Origin of the sequence: Actinoplanes sp. NBRC 101535 (assembly GCF_030269225.1) — a bacterium.
In the GTDB taxonomy this organism is placed as follows: domain Bacteria; phylum Actinomycetota; class Actinomycetes; order Mycobacteriales; family Micromonosporaceae; genus Actinoplanes; species Actinoplanes rectilineatus.
Genome location: NZ_BSSY01000029.1, coordinates 48,464 through 65,365 on the forward strand (window position 1 = coordinate 48,464; position 16,902 = coordinate 65,365).

15 protein-coding genes are annotated in these 16,902 nt (G+C 71.9%); 6 read left to right on the top strand and 9 right to left on the bottom strand.

Annotated elements, in window-relative coordinates; translation table 11 throughout:
- The first annotated feature begins 219 nt into the window (after positions 1-219).
- The 6 genes from QSK32_RS43255 (at position 220) to QSK32_RS43280 (ending at position 5,385) form a co-directional block, all read left to right on the top strand.
- Positions 220-1,791 (top strand): AMP-binding protein, encoded by a 1,572-nt coding sequence (locus QSK32_RS43255; RefSeq protein ID WP_285475313.1) that lies wholly within the window; start codon positions 220-222, stop codon positions 1,789-1,791.
- A complete protein-coding gene (locus QSK32_RS43260) occupies positions 1,772-2,050 on the top strand; it encodes a phosphopantetheine-binding protein (protein ID WP_045744812.1) in 279 nt (92 codons plus the stop codon). Before QSK32_RS43255 ends, QSK32_RS43260 begins: the two co-directional genes overlap by 20 nt.
- Positions 2,040-2,864 carry a class I SAM-dependent methyltransferase gene (locus tag QSK32_RS43265; protein ID WP_052720826.1) on the top strand — a complete coding sequence of 275 codons (825 nt, stop codon included), beginning with the start codon at positions 2,040-2,042 and terminating at the stop codon, positions 2,862-2,864. Before QSK32_RS43260 ends, QSK32_RS43265 begins: the two co-directional genes overlap by 11 nt.
- Positions 2,865-2,875: 11 nt before the next feature.
- Complete coding sequence (locus QSK32_RS43270; RefSeq protein WP_285475314.1) at positions 2,876-3,883, top strand: hypothetical protein; 1,008 nt, start codon at positions 2,876-2,878, stop codon at positions 3,881-3,883.
- A 108-nt stretch (positions 3,884-3,991) separates the two neighbouring features.
- Positions 3,992-4,681, top strand: a complete 690-nt coding sequence (locus tag QSK32_RS43275; RefSeq protein WP_052720825.1) for an ATP-binding cassette domain-containing protein — start codon at positions 3,992-3,994, stop codon at positions 4,679-4,681.
- On the top strand, positions 4,678-5,385 hold the full coding sequence (locus tag QSK32_RS43280) for an ABC transporter permease (RefSeq protein WP_045744810.1): 708 nt from the start codon (positions 4,678-4,680) through the stop codon (positions 5,383-5,385). The genes QSK32_RS43275 and QSK32_RS43280 overlap by 4 nt, the downstream gene beginning before the upstream one ends.
- 33 nt (positions 5,386-5,418) lie before the next feature.
- Here the strand turns inward: QSK32_RS43280 and QSK32_RS43285 are convergent, their stop codons facing one another.
- The 9 genes from QSK32_RS43285 to QSK32_RS43325 are packed head-to-tail and all read right to left on the bottom strand — an operon-like array spanning position 5,419 to position 16,899.
- A complete protein-coding gene (locus QSK32_RS43285; RefSeq protein ID WP_052720824.1) occupies positions 5,419-6,507 on the bottom strand; it encodes a polyprenyl synthetase family protein in 1,089 nt (362 codons plus the stop codon).
- 39 nt (positions 6,508-6,546) lie between these two features.
- A complete protein-coding gene (locus QSK32_RS43290) occupies positions 6,547-7,917 on the bottom strand; it encodes a glycosyltransferase (RefSeq protein WP_285475315.1) in 1,371 nt (456 codons plus the stop codon).
- Positions 7,917-8,696: a glycosyltransferase family 2 protein gene (locus QSK32_RS43295; protein ID WP_211275452.1), complete on the bottom strand. Its 780-nt coding sequence runs from the start codon at positions 8,694-8,696 to the stop codon at positions 7,917-7,919. The genes QSK32_RS43290 and QSK32_RS43295 overlap by 1 nt, the downstream gene beginning before the upstream one ends.
- On the bottom strand, positions 8,690-10,615 hold the full coding sequence (gene asnB / locus QSK32_RS43300) for an asparagine synthase (glutamine-hydrolyzing) (protein WP_285475316.1): 1,926 nt from the start codon (positions 10,613-10,615) through the stop codon (positions 8,690-8,692). The genes QSK32_RS43295 and asnB overlap by 7 nt, the downstream gene beginning before the upstream one ends.
- Positions 10,615-11,487, bottom strand: coding sequence for a hypothetical protein (locus QSK32_RS43305; RefSeq protein ID WP_052720821.1), 873 nt, complete (start codon positions 11,485-11,487; stop codon positions 10,615-10,617). Before QSK32_RS43305 ends, asnB begins: the two co-directional genes overlap by 1 nt.
- Positions 11,484-13,073 carry a carbamoyltransferase C-terminal domain-containing protein gene (locus tag QSK32_RS43310; protein ID WP_285475317.1) on the bottom strand — a complete coding sequence of 530 codons (1,590 nt, stop codon included), beginning with the start codon at positions 13,071-13,073 and terminating at the stop codon, positions 11,484-11,486. The genes QSK32_RS43305 and QSK32_RS43310 overlap by 4 nt, the downstream gene beginning before the upstream one ends.
- On the bottom strand, positions 13,070-14,236 hold the full coding sequence (locus QSK32_RS43315; protein WP_285475318.1) for a glycosyltransferase family 2 protein: 1,167 nt from the start codon (positions 14,234-14,236) through the stop codon (positions 13,070-13,072). The genes QSK32_RS43310 and QSK32_RS43315 overlap by 4 nt, the downstream gene beginning before the upstream one ends.
- Complete coding sequence (locus tag QSK32_RS43320; protein WP_285475319.1) at positions 14,223-15,398, bottom strand: glycosyltransferase family protein; 1,176 nt, start codon at positions 15,396-15,398, stop codon at positions 14,223-14,225. The genes QSK32_RS43315 and QSK32_RS43320 overlap by 14 nt, the downstream gene beginning before the upstream one ends.
- Positions 15,388-16,899 (bottom strand): B12-binding domain-containing radical SAM protein, encoded by a 1,512-nt coding sequence (locus QSK32_RS43325; protein ID WP_285475320.1) that lies wholly within the window; start codon positions 16,897-16,899, stop codon positions 15,388-15,390. Before QSK32_RS43325 ends, QSK32_RS43320 begins: the two co-directional genes overlap by 11 nt.
- Positions 16,900-16,902: the final 3 nt, after the last annotated feature.

Genomic DNA, 16,902 nt, shown 5'->3' on the forward strand with positions numbered 1-16,902 from the left:
GAGCCACGCGAATTCCGGGCCTGCGCTTCCTGCGCCACCCGCCCGGGAATCCACTGTAATCAGGCACATCAGCGGCCGCAAGATCCGGGTTTCGGAACGTCCGGCAATACCGGAGGCTTTGATTACGGGCAATGGAAAATTGTACTAATTCCGGGTCGGACAAGATATTCCACAGTGGAGTACCATCCGGTCCATGCCCGACGCCCACGCCCCGGCTCCATGATCTCGCCGCTGGAGCGGGTGCTCACCAGTGTCCGCCGCTTTCCCGATCATCCGGCCGTCCACGACGACCGCGCGGTCAGCTACTCCGCTCTCCTGGCCCGCACCCGCCGCATCGCCGCGGCCCTGCCCGCCGCGGGGCCGGCGCCGGCGCTCGGCGCGGTCCTGGTGGCCCGGAACGCGACCGGTTACGCGGCGCTCCTCGCCACGATGTGGGCAGGCCGGGCCTATGTCCCCCTGAACCCGGACTACCCCGCCGGGCGCAACGCGGCGATGTTGCTCGCGTCGGGCGCCGACACCCTGATCGTGGACGAGCCGGCCGTCGCCGGACTGGGCCGGCTGACCGCCGCCCTCCCCCATCCGATCACCATCGTGCTGCTCGGCGGCGGCGACCCCGGGGTGGACGTGACCTCCCGGCACCATGTGGTCCGGGCCGACCCGGTCGACGGCGTGCCCACACGGCACGATCCGGCCGACCTGCCCGGCCCCGCCTACCTGCTGTTCACCTCCGGCACCACCGGCACACCCAGCGGGGTGCCGGTCAGCCCGGGGAACGTGGCGGCCTACCTCGACGCCGTGGCCGGCCGGCACGATCTCGGGCCGGGCGACCGCGCCTCGCAGACCTTCGAGCTGACGTTCGACCTGAGCGTGCACGACATGTTCGCCACCTGGCAGTCCGGCGCCTGCCTGCACCCGCTCTCCGCCCGGGCGCTGCTGCAACCGGCCGCCTTCATCCGCCGGCACCGGCTCACCACGTGGTTCAGCGTCCCCTCCGCCGCCGCCCGGGCGGGCGGTCTGGGTGTGCTGGGCCCGGGCGTCCTGCCGTCGCTGCGCTGGAGCCTGTTCTGCGGCGAACCGCTGATCAGCCGGGTGGCCGCCACGTGGCAGGCCGCGGCGCCGTCCGCCACGCTGGACAATCTCTACGGCCCGACCGAGGCGACGATCGCCATCACCGGCTACCAGCCGCCGGCGGAGTCGTGGCGCGACGACGACGGCAACGGTGTCCTGCCGATCGGGTGGCCCTTCCCCGGGCAGAGCACGATCGTGACGGCTGACGGCGAGGCCGTTGCACCCGGCGACACCGGCGAGCTGTGGTTGTCCGGGTCCCAGGTCACCAGCGGCTACTGGGCCGACCCCGGGCGCACTGCGGACCGTTTCGTGACCCGGGCGGACGGCCACTGGTTCCGCACCGGCGATCTGGTCCACCGGGACACCCACGGCGCGCTGCGCTTCCACGGCCGGGTCGACGACCAGATCAAGATCGGCGGGTTCCGGGTCGAGCTGCTCGAGGCCGACCACGTCCTGCGGACGGCCTGCGACTCGGCGGACGCGCTGACCGTGCCCTGGCCGGACGCCACCGCGCCGCGCTATCTGATCGCCGTGGTCACCCGCGGCGCCGGTCGCGGCCCGGACGCGATCCTCGAGGCCTGCGCCCGGACGCTGCCCCGCTACATGGTCCCGCGCCGGGTGGCCGTCCTCGACGAGATCCCCCGCAACCCGAACGGCAAGCTGGACCGCAAGGCGGCTGCCGCACTCCTCGAGAAGGGCCGACATGACGTCGTTCTCAGCTGACAGCCTCACCGCGGACGCCCTGCGGTGGGTGAACGAGCACCGCGTCGACCGGGAGACCGCCGACGTGCCGGTCCGCGCCGACACCGACCTGCTGGAGTTCGGTGTCCTCGACTCGCTGGGATTCATCCATCTGATGACGTTCCTGTCCGAGTCGTCCGGACGTACCGTCGATCTGGTCGACCTGGACGTCGACGACCTGGCCACCGTGGCCCGACTGTGCCGGGTCTACGCCGCCGCGGAGCCGGCCGATGCCCGCTGATCCGATCATCGACACCTACTCACGACGAGCTCACGACTATGCCGGCGCCGACAATCAGGCATCGTGCTGGGGGCTGGCGACCCGGGAGCTCTGGGCCCGGCTCGGCCCGCGCCCGCGTGACCGGACGATCGCCGACATCGGCTCCGGCGACGGCGCGGCGCTGCGCGAGATGCTCGGCCGGGCCGCCCCGCAGACCCGGCTGATCGGGGTGGAACCGGCTGCGGGCCTGCGGTCCATCGCCGCCGAACGCACCCGCGACCTGTCCGCGGTGGAGATCGTCGACGGCCGCTTCGAAGCGCTGCCGCTGCCGGCCGCGTCGGTCGACTACCTCTACAGCCTGATGGCGTTCCACTGGGTCACCGACCCGGCGGCCGGCGCCGCCGAGATCGGCCGGGTGCTGTCCCCGGACGGCCACGCCGACCTGTTCTTCATCGGACGGTTCAGTGGGCGCGAGTTCATCAAGGCCACCACCCCGGTCTTCCTGCGCCGGTTCGGTCCGGCACGGGTGTTCGCCGCGGCCGGGCTGCGCCGCCAGCTCACCCGGGAGGAGGCGGCCGCCGTCTTCACCGCGGCGATGCCGGACCGGCGTGTCACCGTCAGCGAGTGGTACGACACCCGCTACGACACCGTGGACGGGCACATGGCCTGGTGGGTCCGGATCGAGGGGCAGATGCTGGCGGCCGGCGGCGAGGACCGCGCGGACGCCGAGGCCGAGATCCGCTCCGCGATCGGCGGCCTCGCGACCCCCGCCGGCGTCCCCTACACGTTGCACCTGCTGCACGTCCGGGTCGAGGCGGAGAACGGGACGTCTTGACCATCCGGGTGGTGACCCACGAGGAGCGGTGGCGGCCCCTGGTGCGGGCCTTCAACGCCCGGATGACCGCGGCCGGGGCGACCGGTTTCTTCGAGGATCCGGTGCCGGACTGGCTCGCGCCGGCGCCGGGCAGCCCGACGCACCGGGAACTGTTCGTGGCGCTCGGTGCGGACGGCGAGGCGCACGGCGGATACGTCCTGCGCCACGAGCGGGTCCTCGTCGGCGGCGCGGAGCGGTCCGTCGGTTCGGTGCAGGGCCCCTACTCGGAGGGCGCTGCCGACAGCCGGCATGCCCGCACCTCGTTCTCGATCATCAAGGACATGATGCGCCGTCAGCCCCGGCTGTACGGCTGGGGGCTGGAGTCGCGACCGGAGATGCTCGACCTGTTCGGCATGTTCCGCTGGCGCTCGACGGCCGGACCGACCATGGTCTGGTGGGGCCCGCCCGCGCTGAGCCCCCGACGGCTCGCACCGGCCGGCGTCCGGACCAGCGTCGAACCGGACTTCGGCGACTGGACCGACACCCTGTGGACCCGGAACGCGCGGGAATACTCGTTCGTGGCCGGCCGGGACGCCGCCACCATGCGCGCGGTCTACCCGCCCGGTGATCACGGTTACCACCGCCTGGTGGTGCGCCGGGACGGCGAGGTGGCCGGCTGGGTGGTCACCGGGATCCGCCGCTTCCGCCGGCATCCGCGGTTCCGGTCGCTGCGGGTCGGCGTTCTCTGGGATGCATTCGCCGCCCCCTCGGACGCCGGGGCCGTCCTGTCCGCGGCGCACGCCTGGCTCGTCCGGGCCGGCGCGTCGGTGGTCCTCGCCTCGTTCATCGACGCACGCTGGAGTGAGCCGTTACGACAGCGAGGGTTCCGGCCCCGCGGCCGGGATCGCCACTTCCTGATGTCCCCCGCACTCGCCGCCGAGGTGGCGGAGGCAGGTTCGGAACGGGCCTTCCTGACCTTCGGGGACGCCGAGGGGCCCTGCGGCGCCCTCGGTCAGGAATTCTTCGCTATTGACCGGTAAATGTAGAATGTGTGTTTCTGCTTACGACCGAGCCACACCCGGAACCGGTGCTGTCACCAGACCGCCGGAACATGCTGCCCCCGCAGCGAAGGGAGCCCTGAGTCAGCAATGTGGACGAGCGAACACTCCGGTGAGGCGCCGGACCGGCGACCGCAGGCCGGCGGCCACATGATGTCGCCCCCGCGCCCGGTGCGGCTGCGCGCCACCGGAATCTCCAAGAAGTTCGGCCGCCGCCAGGTGCTGTCGAACGTGAATTTCGAGGTCCGTGCCGGCGAGGTGGCGGCCGTGATCGGCTCCAACGGCGCGGGCAAGTCGACCTTCCTCAACATCTGCGCCGGCCTGATCTCCCCCACCAGCGGCCAGGTCGAGGTGAACGGGTCCGTCGGTTACTGTCCGCAGGTCGGCGGCACCTTCGACTTCCTGCGGCCCAGCGAACACTTCGTCCTCTTCGGCCGCGGCGACGGGCTCAAACGCGGCGTCGCCCTGGCCCGGGGCAACGAGATGGCCGCCCTGCTCGGCTGGTCGCCGGACCCCAAGGTGCAGAGCCGCCACCTCTCCGGCGGCACCCGGCAGAAACTCAACGTCATCCTGTCGACTCTCGGTGGTCATGACATCCTGCTGCTCGACGAGCCCTATCAGGGATTCGACCGTGGCACCTACACCGACTTCTGGGAAGTCATCTGGCGGCTACGCGACTCCGGGCACACGATCGTCGTCATCACCCACATGCTCAACGCCATGGACAAGGTCGACCAGGTCCTGGACCTCACTCCGACCGGAAACGAGCGGAACCGATGACCAAGATGTTCACCGTCGCCGAGATGGTGCTGCGTGATCTGGCCCGCCGCCGGACCGTGCTGGGCCTGCTCTTCCTGTTGCCGCTCGGTTTCTATGCGGCCCGCCACGACCAGACCGGCCAGGCCATCCGGTTCGCCAGCCTGGGCCTGGGCTGGGGCGCCAGCACCGCCGGCCTCTTCTCCAGCAACTCGGCCAAATCCGTCGAGCCACGGCTGCGGCTGGTCGGTTACTCCTGGGTGACCCTGCTGGTGGGCCGGCTGGTCGCGCTGCTCCTGATCTCCTGGACGATCGCCGCTGCGTACTTCCTGCTCATCTACTTCGACCAGGACATCCAGCGCCCCGGCGCGCTGGCCGTCATGCTGGCCCTCACCGCGGCGATCGCGGTGCCGCTCGGCATGCTGATCGGCGCGCTGGTGCCGCGTGACCTGGAGGGCACCCTGGTGCTGATCGCCTTCGTCGGCGTCCAGATGGCGATCGACCCGGCGAAGGACTCGGCGAAGTACCTGCCCTTCTGGTCGTCCCGCGAGATCGGGACCTACATCGTCGACCCCGTGGGCGACGACTACCTGCAACGCGGTCTCCAGCACGGACTCGGCGTGACCGCCGGCCTGATCCTGTTCGCCGCCGTGGTGACCGCGATCCGGCTGCGCCGCCGCAAGCACATCCACGTGCTGACCCAGCCGGTCCCCGCGGGCACCCGCTGACCACACCACCCGGGGCCGCGTGCGGCACAGCGGTCATCGGGTCCGGTGCCCCAACGTCCAGGCCATCGTGGTGAGCGCCTGGCCCGCGTCGGCAGGCAGGCCGGCGTCGGCCAGGGCCGCCACCGACTCCTCGGTACGCTCGTCGATCACCCGCTCCACCTCGCGCAGGCTGCCGGTGTCCACGATCACCTGACGCAGTTCGGCCGCACCCGCATCGTCCAGATCCGGGTTGCCGTGCCAGCGGTCGAGCACCTCGAGCTGCGGGGCCGAGGCAGCCTGCCGGGTCATCGCCATCAGCACCGTCGACTTGCCGTCCCGCAGGTCGGTCATCGCCGACTTGCCGGTCTCCCCGTCGTCGCCGAAGACACCCAGGACGTCGTCCCGGAGCTGGAACGCGACACCGAGTGCGACACCGTACCGGGACAGGATGCCGAGGATCCTCTCATCGGCGCCGGCCAACCTCGCGCCGATCTGCAACGGCCGTTCCACCGTGTAGCGAGCGCTCTTCAACAGAAGGATCCGGTAACAGGCGGCCGGTTCGGCGACCACGGCCTCGCCACGGATGTCGAGGTACTGCCCGAGCAGCACCTCGGACCGCATCGCGCGGAAGGTCTCGAAGGCCGGCTGCATCCGTTCCGCCGGCAGTCCTGCGCTGTGGAAGAGCTGGTCGGCCCAGGTGAGACAGAGGTCGCCCCAGAGGATCGCGGCGCTGCGGCCGAACTGGGCCGCGTCGCCCCGCCAGCCGAGGCGATCGTGCTGCCCGGCCAGACTCACGTGCACCGTGGGCCGGCCCCGGCGGGTGTCGCTGCGGTCCATCACGTCGTCATGGATCAACGCGAATGCGTGGAACATCTCCAGAGCGGCCGCCACCGCGACGATGCCCGCGTCGGAGCCGCCCTCGGCGCTGCGCCAGCCCAGGTGGCAGAAGGTCGGCCGGACCCGTTTGCCGGAGCCGAGCAGAAACTCCTCCACCGTGTCCAGACCGTACCGCCAGCCCTCGTCGTCGCAGGTACGTCGGGCTCCCTCCAGGAAGCGGACGAAGACGTCGTCCACCTCCCGCCGGGCGACGTCCTGGCTGAGCACCAACGGGTCCGTGGCGACAGCTTCGTTCGTACTGGTCATTCCGTTCCTCCTCGTATGTCGCGGACCGGTGGCCGCTGGTCAGAAGTAGGCCGCGCGGTGCCGCAGGCTGCCCGCCGCGAAACCGGCCAGCCGCGCCGCGTACCGGATCCAGCGACGCCGCGGCATACCCCGGCGTGCCAGATCGGGCAGATGCCGGATCATCCAGAGCCAGCTCAGCAGCACCGCTCGCCACGGACGACGCCGGTAACCGGCGTTGCGGAAGGTGCGGTAGAGCAGCGCACCGGTCAAGCCGTAGGCCCACTTCTGCCGGGCCAAGCCGGGCAGGTCGGCCCGCAGGCGGTAGCCCATCCGGGCGGCCGGTGCGTAGACCAGCCGGTAGCCGGCGAGCTGCACCCGCCAGGACAGGTCGACGTCCTCGCCGGCCCCGCCGGCGAAGGTCTCGGCCCAGCCGCCCACCGCGGTCAGGACCGACCGGCGGATCCCGCAGTTCGCGCTGCGGGCGAAGGGGAGCGCCTCGCCCTGGTCCGGCAACTGGGCCGGCTCCTCACCGGCGAGGCCGGGATTGAGCACGGCGCACTCCACCCTGCCGCCGGCCATGTCGGCCTCGGCCAGGGCCGCGACCATCGCCGAGATCCAGCCGGGATCGGCGACGTCGTCCGCGTCACAGAACAGCACCAGAGCGCCGGCGCAGGCACGGACACCGGCATTGCGCGCGACTCCCGCGCTGCGGGCGCCGGGCGCGGCGATGGTACGCAGCGCCGGCAGCGACCGGCGCCGTTCCTCGACGACCGCCATGCTCCGGTCGGTGGATCCGTTGTCGACCACGACCAGTTCCCACCGTCCGGCGTAATCCTGGGCGGCCAGGGCGGCGAGTTGCTCGCCGAGGGTCGAGGCGGCGTCGCGAACCGGCAGCACCACGCTGACCAGGAGCGGATCGCCCGTCTCCGCCGATGCCGGAACGGAACCAGCCGGCCGGCGAGTCACCAGCAGACGGGCTATGCCGGTGGCGCCGGCATCCCGGGCGAGCCGGCCGTCGGTCAGCGCGGCACGGCGTACCGCGGTGCCGGGTCGCGGCCGTCTGCCGGCCGGTGCGGTGACCGGTGGCAGATCGACCCGCTCGACGATCCCATCGGCCCGTACCGTCAGCACGCCCCAGCCGATGACGTCCGGCCCCTCCCCCGGCGCCGTCCCGGCCGCCGCGGCGACGGCCTCGAGCCACCCCGGGCCGGGCCGGTCGAGGTCGTCGAGGAACGCCACGAACTCGGCACCGGCGGCGGCGATCCCCCGGCCGGGCCGCGCCGCGACGACGTCCTCCGGCAACCCGTCCGGCCCGGCGGCGGACTCCACGATGATCCGGCCGGGGGCACGGGTCTGGGCACGCAGCGCCGTGACGACCGGGCGCCAGCCGCCGCGCGATGACACGACCACGTCCACGGCGGGTGTCCCCATCAGACGGCCTCGAGATCGAACGCCACGTCGTTGGCCGGTGCCACCAGCAGGTCGAGCAGTTCGGAGCGGCTCCGGGCACGTTTGCGGCGCTCCTCCATGGCGAGCATCCGGGCCGTGTACTCACGCCGGGCCGGCGAGCCGAAACCGGTTTCCGACGCCGACGTCAGCCCCTGCGGCCACACCCGGTAGCGGTACAGCAGCCGGCGGGTGCTGCGAATCCGGTAAAGCCGGGCCAGGCGGAGCTGGAAGTCGGTGTCCGCACCGAACACCGCCGTGCCGTCGAACCCGCCCAGCCGGTCGAACACCGAGCGGCGCACCACGGTCGTCGGGTGGTGCACCACGGTGGAGCGGCCCATCCGTACCCAGAGGTTGCCGTGCCGTGGGAACCGCCGGATCCCCTGTTCCCGGCCCTCCTCGTCGATCTGCGTGTAACCACAGCCCACCAGGTCGGCACGGCCACGCTCGAGCATCGCCACCTGAACCAGGAACCGGTCCGGCTCGCTCTCGTCATCGGCGTCCTGGAAGCCGATGTACGGGCTCGTCACCCGGGGCAGCACGGCGTTCTTGATCCGGAGGTGGCCGACGTTGCGGCTGGTCCGCAGCACGGTGAGCCGGGGATCGCCGCGGAACGGCGCCAGCGCGCCGAGCCAGTCGTCCTCCGGGGAACAGTCGTCCACCACGATCAGCCGCAGGTCGCGGAACGACTGGGTGAGCACCGACCGTACCGCGGCGGGGAGATAGGCGGCACTGCGGAAATGCGGGACGATCACGGTCAGCACGGGCGTTCCTCCTCGATTCCGTAAGCACCGGTCCCGAGCCCGGCCGGTGGGCGCGGACGGTCGGCGTGCCGGCGGTACCAGGACTCCAGCTGGACCATGGCCCACACCCGGCGGCCGTGGCGCTGCCCGGCGTCGAGTTCGCCGAGGAGGCGGCGAACCGCGTCCGGGCGGAACACTCCACGCCGGCGGGCCGTCGCGTCGGTGAGCAGGTCCCAGGCCAGCGGGCGCAGCGGGCCGCGGAGCCAGTCGTCCATCGGGATGCCGAAGCCGGCCTTCGGGCGCTCGGCGGCCCCCTCCGGCAGCCAGTCCCGCACCGCATGCTTGAGCAGGCGTTTCCCCACCCCGTCGGCGACCTTGTAAGACGCCGGGAGGCCGTCCGCCCAGGCCATCAGATCCTGGTCCAGCAACGGCGACCGGGCCTCCACGCCGTGCGCCATGGTGGCCAGGTCCATCTTGGGCAACAGATCACCGGCGAGGTAGGTGCGCTGGTCGACGGTGAGCATCCGGTCGATCAGCGGACGGTCGGCGGCCTCCGTCCAAGCGGTCCGCAGATGCCGCATCGGGTCCAGGGCGCCGACCCGGCGAGCGAACTCCGGCGTGTAGAGACCGGCCAGCCGGAACGGCTCGAACGCCGACATCAGGGCGGCGTACCGGTCGGCCGGGTCACGGCCGGCCAGCTCCAGGAACCGTCCGGCACGCCGGACCCGGGCGCCGCGGGTGGACAGTCCCATCGCGGCGCCGGCCCGGACCGCCAGGGCGCCGACCGGAGCCGGCAGCCGGAGCCGGGCGCCGGCCGCCATCAGGGCGTACCTGTCGTACCCGCCGAAGCACTCGTCACCGCCGTCGCCGTTGAGCACCACCGTCACGTGCCGGCTCGCCATCCGGGCCAGATAGAAGGTGGCGATCGCGGACGAGTCGGCGAACGGTTCGTCGAACTGCGCGCCGAGGTCCTCCAACAGGGGCAGGACATCGGTTCCCAGCACCCACTCGTGGTGGTCGGTGCCGTACCGGCCGGCCACCGCCCGGGCGAAACGCCGCTCATCGGTGGCGGCGTCGTCGAAGCCGATCGTGAAGGTGGGCAGCGGGCCGTGCCCGGAGCGGACGGCCGCGGCGAGGACCGCGGAGGAGTCGACGCCACCGGAGAGCAGCAACCCGATCGGCCGTTCTCCGGTCAGCCGCATCCGGACCGCGGTCAGCAACCGGGTCCGCAGCTCCGCGGCCGCCTCGTCGAAGCCGACCGGTGACGGCCGCGCGACACCGAGCGTGTGGTAGCGGTGGTCGCGGATCAGCCCGCGTTCCCAGGTCAGCACCGAGCCGGGCGCCACCCGGCGCACATCACGCCAGACGGTGCCGGCGCCCGGGACGTACAGGCAGGCGAGGAAGCCGTGCACGGCCTCCGGGTCCACCTCGCGGGGGAAGGCCGGATCCGCGGCGAACGCCTTGAGCTCCGACGCGAACTGCAGTCCGCCCGGCACGCGGCGCCAGAACAGCGGCTTCTTGCCGACCCGGTCCCGGCCGAGCAGGAGCCGCCCGGCCACCGCGTCCCAGATCGCGAACGCGAACATCCCGTGCAGGTGGTGCACGAGAGCGTCGCCGTACTCCTCGTAGAGGTGGACCAGGCACTCGCCATCGCTGCCGGAGGCGAAGCGGTGGCCCCGAGCGGTCAGCTCGGCCCGGAGGCGCCCATGGTTGTAGATCTCGCCGTTGAGCACCGCCACCACGGCACGGTCCTCGCTGACCATCGGCTGGGCGCCGCCGGCCACGTCGACGATCGCGAGGCGCCGCATGCCCATCGCGATGCCGGCGCCCACATGCAGGCCGTCGCCGTCCGGGCCACGGTGCGCCAGCGCGGCCAGCATCGACCGGACGACGTCCGGATCGGGATCATCAGTCGTCGCCCACCCCGCTACACCGCACATCAGGGCTGTCCACCGGGCGGTGGTGGTCCGTCGTCCGGGAGCGCGAGCAGCACCGGCAGGCAACGGTCCAGCACGTCGTCGGCGTACCGGTCGATCATCGGGCGGACGTCGTGGGCGCACCAGAGCCCGGCGGGCGGGGTGGCGCGTTCCCGGGCCTCCTCGACCAGCGCGCGTAGCTCGGCCTCGGTCACCCGGCCGGTGCGCAGGAGATGGCCGAGGTTACCGGCCCGTTCCCCGTGCCTCTCGTAGTCGCGCAGGTCGTCCGCGATCGTGACGATCATGCCGAAGCCCCAGCCGAAGTCGGTCGCGGCGGCAGACGCGGCCGGGGTCCGGCCGGCCAGCGCGGCGAGGGTGCCGTAGAGGCTGAGGAAGCAGCCGCCGTAGGTCTCGGCGTGGGTGCGCCAGCTCGCCAGGCCGGCGGCCGGCTCACGTTTGGTCCTGAGCTGTCCCAGGCCGACAGTGACGAAGTTGGACTCCAGGACGGCGAGCACGGCGGCCGGGTCACCGGACCGTGCGGCGAGCCGGGACACCGCGCGTTGCTCCAGCAGCAGGCAGAGGCCCAGCTCGAAACGGTCGAAACCGCTGTCGTCGTCGAGGAGGTCGTCGAAGAGCTTCATCGCCGCGATGTGCATGCCGACCTCGACGGCGACCTCCCGGCGGAGGCGGTGCCCGGGCAGCCACATGGTCAGCAGGCTCGCGGCCCGCAGGTAGAGGCGGAGATCACCGACGTACCGGACCAGCTCCGGGGAGGCCTGGAACTCCCGCATGGTCTCCATCAGGACGCCACTCACGTAGCGGTGGCTGTCGTCGAGTTCCGCGGCCAGGTCGGCCGGCACGCCGGCGGGGACCCGGTAGGCGGCGGGGACACTCACCGCGCACGCGCCCGGTACGCCATCACGTCACCACTCACGAACAGGTCGACGTCCTGGCCGCCGAAATCGTCGATCATGTCCTGGCTGGACTGGGCGATCGCCTTGCCCGGCCCGTTGAGCGACGTATTGATCAACGCACCGACGCCGCTCATCTGATGGAACTCGCCGAGCAGGTCGTACAGGCGGGGGTGGTCGGCGGCGGTGAGCGTCTGCAACCGGCTGGTGCCGTCGACGTGCCGGGCCTCCGGGAACAGCCCCTCCCGCACGTCGTAGTTGAAAAGCATGTACGGCGAGGGGTGCTGACCGGGGAACAGCTCCGCGAACGTGTCGTCGCGGATCACCGCGCCGAGCGGGCGGAACCATTCACGGCGCTTGAGCTCCTCGCTGAGGCGCTTGCGCATGCCGTCGGCGCTCGGATCACCGAGCAGCGAACGGTGCCCCAGCGCCCGGGGCCCGACCTCGGCGGCGCCCTCCAGGAAGGCCACCACACCACCGGTGGCCAGGGTACGGGCGGCGGCGCTCCCGTCGTACGCGATCGGAGTGAGGCCGGCGGCGGTCAGAGCCGCCGCCGAATCGCCGGTGTCCTCCGGCCGGCCGTTGACGTAGACCCCGAACGGCGCCACGTGCTGCCCCAGGACGTACTTCATCGCGTAGACGCCCGCGCCGATCGAGTGCCCGCTGTCCCCGCAGGCCGGTGGGATCGCGATGTCCCGGCCCAGGCGGCTGCGCAGCTCGGCGTTGGCGACGATGTTCAGGGCGCACCCGCCGCCGAGGGCGACGTCCACTCCGGCCGGCACCCCGGTCCAGCGGCTCAGCAACTCGAAGACCCGTTCGGTGAACAGGTCTTGGAAGGTGGCGATGACGTCGGCCATGGTCTGGAAGTCCCGGGCGAACTGCGGCCGTCCGGCGAGGTCGAGCTGAACGGCACGGGCCGCGGCCGGATCGTCCATGACGTCACCCCGGACACCGAGCAGCAGTTCGCGTACGTCGTCCCGGGGCCGGCCGTAACCGCCGAGGGCCATCACCTTGCCGGCCACGCTGGGGCTCTTGCCGAAGCCGAACAGGTAACCCAGCGCGCTCCAGCCGAAGCCGTTGCCGTACCAGGGCAACGGATCCTTCTCCAGCCAGCGCAGCATCCCCTGCTCGATCCGGAACAGGGAACTGCGGGTGATCTGACCCCGGCCCTCGTTGACCAGGACGACGCACCCCTCGGTGTGCCCGGCGTAGTGCGCGGCGAGGGCGGCGTGCGAGACCTCGTGGGTGACGATCACGCAGTCCACCGGGTGTCCCAGCATCGTCGTGGTCGTCCGGAAGTGCGGGTTCCCGGCCTCGATCGAGGCGAGCGCCGCGTCGAGGTCGGGCAGGCCGAGCAGTGCGTGCGAGAACGGCGTGCTCACCGCTACCAGGTCGATGGCGGCCGGATCGATCGCCGCGGACCGCAACACGTACGCCAGGGCGTCGTCCACCCGGCCGTCGTGCTTGACCCGGCTGAGGCGTTCCGCCTCGATCGAGAAGCGCAGGACACCGTCCTCGAAGTAGGAGACGCCGGCGTCGTGGCCGAGTGAGTGGAGGGAGAGAACCTTCATGCTGACACCTCCGTCAGAGGGGAACCGGCGGCTCCCGGCGAGTCCGGTGCGACGTACTCGGCCCACTGCACCTGCCGTAGCGGGCAGCGGAACAGCCCGCGGAACCACAGCTCCGCGGCGGTACGGCCGAACCAGCAGAAATAGATCCACTTGATCGCGGACTTGGCCGCGCCGTGCCGCAGGCCGACGGAGCGGTCGAGATCGGTGAGCGGCCACATGCCGGAGAAGAGGATGCTCCGGAAGTAGTGGCGGGACACCGGGTAGGACCAGTCGGCCAGGTAGATGACATGGTTGAGCAGAAGCCGGCGGATGCGCCGGCCGGTCTGCCCGGCCGGGCCGGCCACCTCGTAGTGGCACCGGGCGTCGGGCACCAGCCGCAGGTGCCGCAGGGGGTCCGCGGCCTCCGGGTCGAGCAGCCGGAAGCAGACGTAGCCGTCGTCGCAGAGATAGCGATCGGGGATGCCGCCGCTGACCACCGCCCGTTCGACGAGCAGGCAACAGCCGTGCGGATAGTTGGTGGCGGTCGCGGTCAGCGCCTTGAGCCGGTGCAACAGGCGCGAGGTCGCGTACTTGCGGGCGTGCGGCACCTTGGTGCCGCCGACCGCACCCCGGCATCCGCCCCGGACGAAGTCCTCGATCATGGCGGCCAGACAGCCCGGCTCCAGGCGGATGTCGTCGTCGACCCAGCCGACCGCGGTGAGGTCGTACTCGTCGGCGACCGCGATGCCGGCGTTGAGCGTGGCGGGTTTACCCGGGCCGGGCAGGGACAGACCGATGAAGTGGACGGCATCGTGCCCCGCGGTCTCGGCGGCCAGCGACCGGAGGCGCCCGATCGCCTCGGCCTCCTCCTCCGGTCGCATCCACTGCATACCGACCATGACGATGACCTGCGCACCGGTCCCCACCGGCCCCGCGAACTGGGCCAGCACGTCGCGGAACCAGGAACGGTGGCCGGCCTCGTCGTACCGGCGCAGATGGGTGGGGAGGACGAAGGCGAAGCTCGGTGCGCCCGGCACGGCCACCGGCGGGGCGGGCGGACGGGCCGTGGCCGTGCCGTCGGCGCCGAGGTAGACCACCGGGCGGCGCCAGGTGCCGCTGGGACGGTAGCCCCGGGAGATCCCGCGGCGCAGGCCGCGGAGCAGCGCGGGCTCACGAACGGCCATCGGCGCCCCCTCCCGAGCCGGCCGTCGTGCCGTCCAGGGCGGTCCGGAAGTCGCCGTCAGTGCCCCAGCTCACGCTGCGCCGCGGCCGCCCGGCCAGGCCGCGGAACGCCAGCGAGGCGACCACGACGCAGAACCAGGCGAGGTAGAGGGCCTTGATCAGCCATCGGATCAGACCACGGGCGATACCCCGCCGGCCGTCCCACGGGGCCACCGGCCAGAGGCCGTAGAACAGACAGCGGGTGGCGTACCAGTGCGCGGCCCGTACCGGATAGTCGGCCATCAGGACCACGTGGCTGTACATCGACCGGCGCAGCCGGATCAGGGTGTCCCCCGCCCGGCCGATCCGGCAGAACCCGCAGCGGGCCTCGCCGAAGACCTCGAAGTCGGCGGGGCCGCCGTCGGGTGCCCGTTCGAGCAGCTCGAAGAGCACGAATCCGTCGTCGGTGAGACAGCGCGGCGAGATGCCGCCGGCCACCACGTCGGCAGCCACCAGCATGCAGCCGGCAGCGGGGTAATCGTAGGGCGGCGCGGTGTGCGCCGAGACGTTGTCCATCACCCGGGCCGACGGGGTGGTGCTGACCTGCGCCACCTCGCTGGCGCCCACCGCACCCGTGCCGCCGCGCTCGAAGAACCGGGTGACCAGCCGCTCCAGGCAGTCCGGCGCCAGCTCGACGTCGTCGTCGACCCAGAGCCACCCGATGTAGCCGAGGCCGGCGGTCACCCGCAGCACGGCGTTCGTGGTGATCAGCTTGCCCCGGCCGGCCAGCGCGACGCCGGCCACCGTCAGCCCGGCCGGCACCCGGAGGTGACCGAGCAGGGTGGTGACCCGCTCGATCGCCCGCGCATCGCCGTCCTCGGACTGCATGCCGATCCACACTGTCAGGGGCAACGCCGGATGCGCTGCCCGCACGGGCGCCAGCCGGTCCAGGACGTGCCGCACCGCGGCGGCCTGCTCTTCCGGGCCGCACCGGTTCACGTACGTGGGAAGCAGCACCCCGAGTCCGCCGTGCGGAAGGCCGTCCGGCACTCCCGTCGTGACCGTCCCGCGGTGGACGACGGTGACCGCCCCGGCGGGCGGCCGGGCCGGCTCGTACCCCCGGGCGACCAGCCGTTGCAGAGTGGTCCGCCGGTCCCGGCGGGCCGTGCCGGCCTCAGAAGTCACGGTCGGTGTTGTTGTCGGACTTGGCCAGGCTCATCACGCCGGACGCGGTGTTGCGCCACTGTCCCGTGGTCGCGGCGTGGCCGAGCAGCGGCTTCGCCATCTGCCAGCGCAGGAAGAAGGAGCGGTACGCGTACCGTGCCCGCGCCTCGGCGTCCGGCACCAGGTGGTTGAGCCGGACGTTGAACTCACCCTTCACGAACCGGTCCCAGTAGTCGGCCGGGATGGCCCCCTCGGCGACGCACTCCTTGTGCAGCTGTGTCCCGGGCAGCGGGGTCGCGGTGTAGAAGCTCGCGTAGTCCAACGGAAGCCGGCACGCGAGGTCCACGGTGGACTGCAGCTGCTGCCTCGTCTCGCCGAGCCAGCCCACGATGAAGTAGCCGAAACCCTTGATCCCGGCGTCGAAGGCGGAGGTCACCGCCTTCTCGATCTTGCCGACGTTGCTCTCCTTGTTCATCCGCTGCAGGATCTCGCTGTCACCGTGCTCGATGCCGAACCGGAGCCGCTTGCAACCGGCGCCGGCCATGGCGGCGAGGAGTTTGTCCGGCACCAGGTCGACGCGGGTCGGCGCCTCCCAGCGGACCTTGAGCCCGGTCGACCTGATCAGCTCGCAGATCTCGTAGACCCGGCCGCGGTGGAGTGTGAACACGTCGTCGTAGAACATGATCTCGCGAACGCCGTACCGGTCGCGGAGCAGCGTCATCTCCCCGACGACGTCCTCCGGGCTGCGGTACATCGACTTCTTGTCGACCGCCTGCTTGAAGCAGAAGCTGCACTTGAACGGGCATCCCCGGCTGGAGATCATGGTGGCGAACGGCCGCGGCGCCATGATCGAGTAGTAGTTGTCCATCGGCAGGCCCTCGCGCTCCGGCCAGCCGACGTCCTCCAGGTTCACCATCGGGGCCGCGCCGCCGTCGAAGGTGCGGGTGACCAGCCCGCGGATGCCGTCCGGGTCGTCACCCTTCTCCAGTGCCTCGGCGAGATCGACCATGATGGTGATGCCCTCGCCGACGCCCACGTAGTCGAGGGACTCGTGGTAGAGGTTCTCCATGGCGTACACCTCGGTGTGCGGTCCGCCGAGGATCACCTTCGCGCCCGTGCTCTTCGCGGCCTCGGCCGCCTCCAGCGCGCCGGGCAGCCCTGGAGTGGTGGTGCTGATCCCGACCAGGTCGGGCTGGAAATCGGCGAGCAGCTTGCGGAGCCCCTCACCGTCCAGGCCGAGGGCCGGGGTGTCGACCTGGATGACGTTGTGGAAACCCGCGCTCTTGAGCGCGGTGTGGATGTAGCCGAGGCCGAGGTGCGGCAGGACGCCGGCCCGGCGCTGGATCTGGCTGATCTGCCGGGTGTTGAGACAGAGGTCGTGGTGGCGTACCAGAGCGATGCGCAGCTTCCGCTTGCGCCATCGGGGTGTCGCCGACCGCTCCGGTGCCGCCGCGACCGCGCCCGTGCCGCAGGAGGCCCCGGTCGCCTGAGGATTGTTGAGGACCACGAGTTGTCTAGGCATGCT

Excerpts from the sequence above, each read along its gene's own strand:
- QSK32_RS43265 (WP_052720826.1), top strand. The coding sequence starts at position 2,040 with ATGCCCGCTGATCCGATCATCGACACCTACTCACGACGAGCTCACGAC.
- QSK32_RS43290 (WP_285475315.1), bottom strand. The coding sequence starts at position 7,917 with ATGGGGACACCCGCCGTGGACGTGGTCGTGTCATCGCGCGGCGGCTGG.
- QSK32_RS43280 (WP_045744810.1), top strand. The coding sequence starts at position 4,678 with ATGACCAAGATGTTCACCGTCGCCGAGATGGTGCTGCGTGATCTGGCC.
- QSK32_RS43285 (WP_052720824.1), bottom strand. The coding sequence starts at position 6,507 with ATGACCAGTACGAACGAAGCTGTCGCCACGGACCCGTTGGTGCTCAGC.
- QSK32_RS43255 (WP_285475313.1), top strand. The coding sequence starts at position 220 with ATGATCTCGCCGCTGGAGCGGGTGCTCACCAGTGTCCGCCGCTTTCCC.
- QSK32_RS43260 (WP_045744812.1), top strand. The coding sequence starts at position 1,772 with ATGACGTCGTTCTCAGCTGACAGCCTCACCGCGGACGCCCTGCGGTGG.
- QSK32_RS43275 (WP_052720825.1), top strand. The coding sequence starts at position 3,992 with ATGTGGACGAGCGAACACTCCGGTGAGGCGCCGGACCGGCGACCGCAG.
- asnB (WP_285475316.1), bottom strand. The coding sequence starts at position 10,615 with ATGTGCGGTGTAGCGGGGTGGGCGACGACTGATGATCCCGATCCGGAC.
- QSK32_RS43310 (WP_285475317.1), bottom strand. The coding sequence starts at position 13,073 with ATGAAGGTTCTCTCCCTCCACTCACTCGGCCACGACGCCGGCGTCTCC.
- QSK32_RS43325 (WP_285475320.1), bottom strand. The coding sequence starts at position 16,899 with ATGCCTAGACAACTCGTGGTCCTCAACAATCCTCAGGCGACCGGGGCC.
- QSK32_RS43315 (WP_285475318.1), bottom strand. The coding sequence starts at position 14,236 with ATGGCCGTTCGTGAGCCCGCGCTGCTCCGCGGCCTGCGCCGCGGGATC.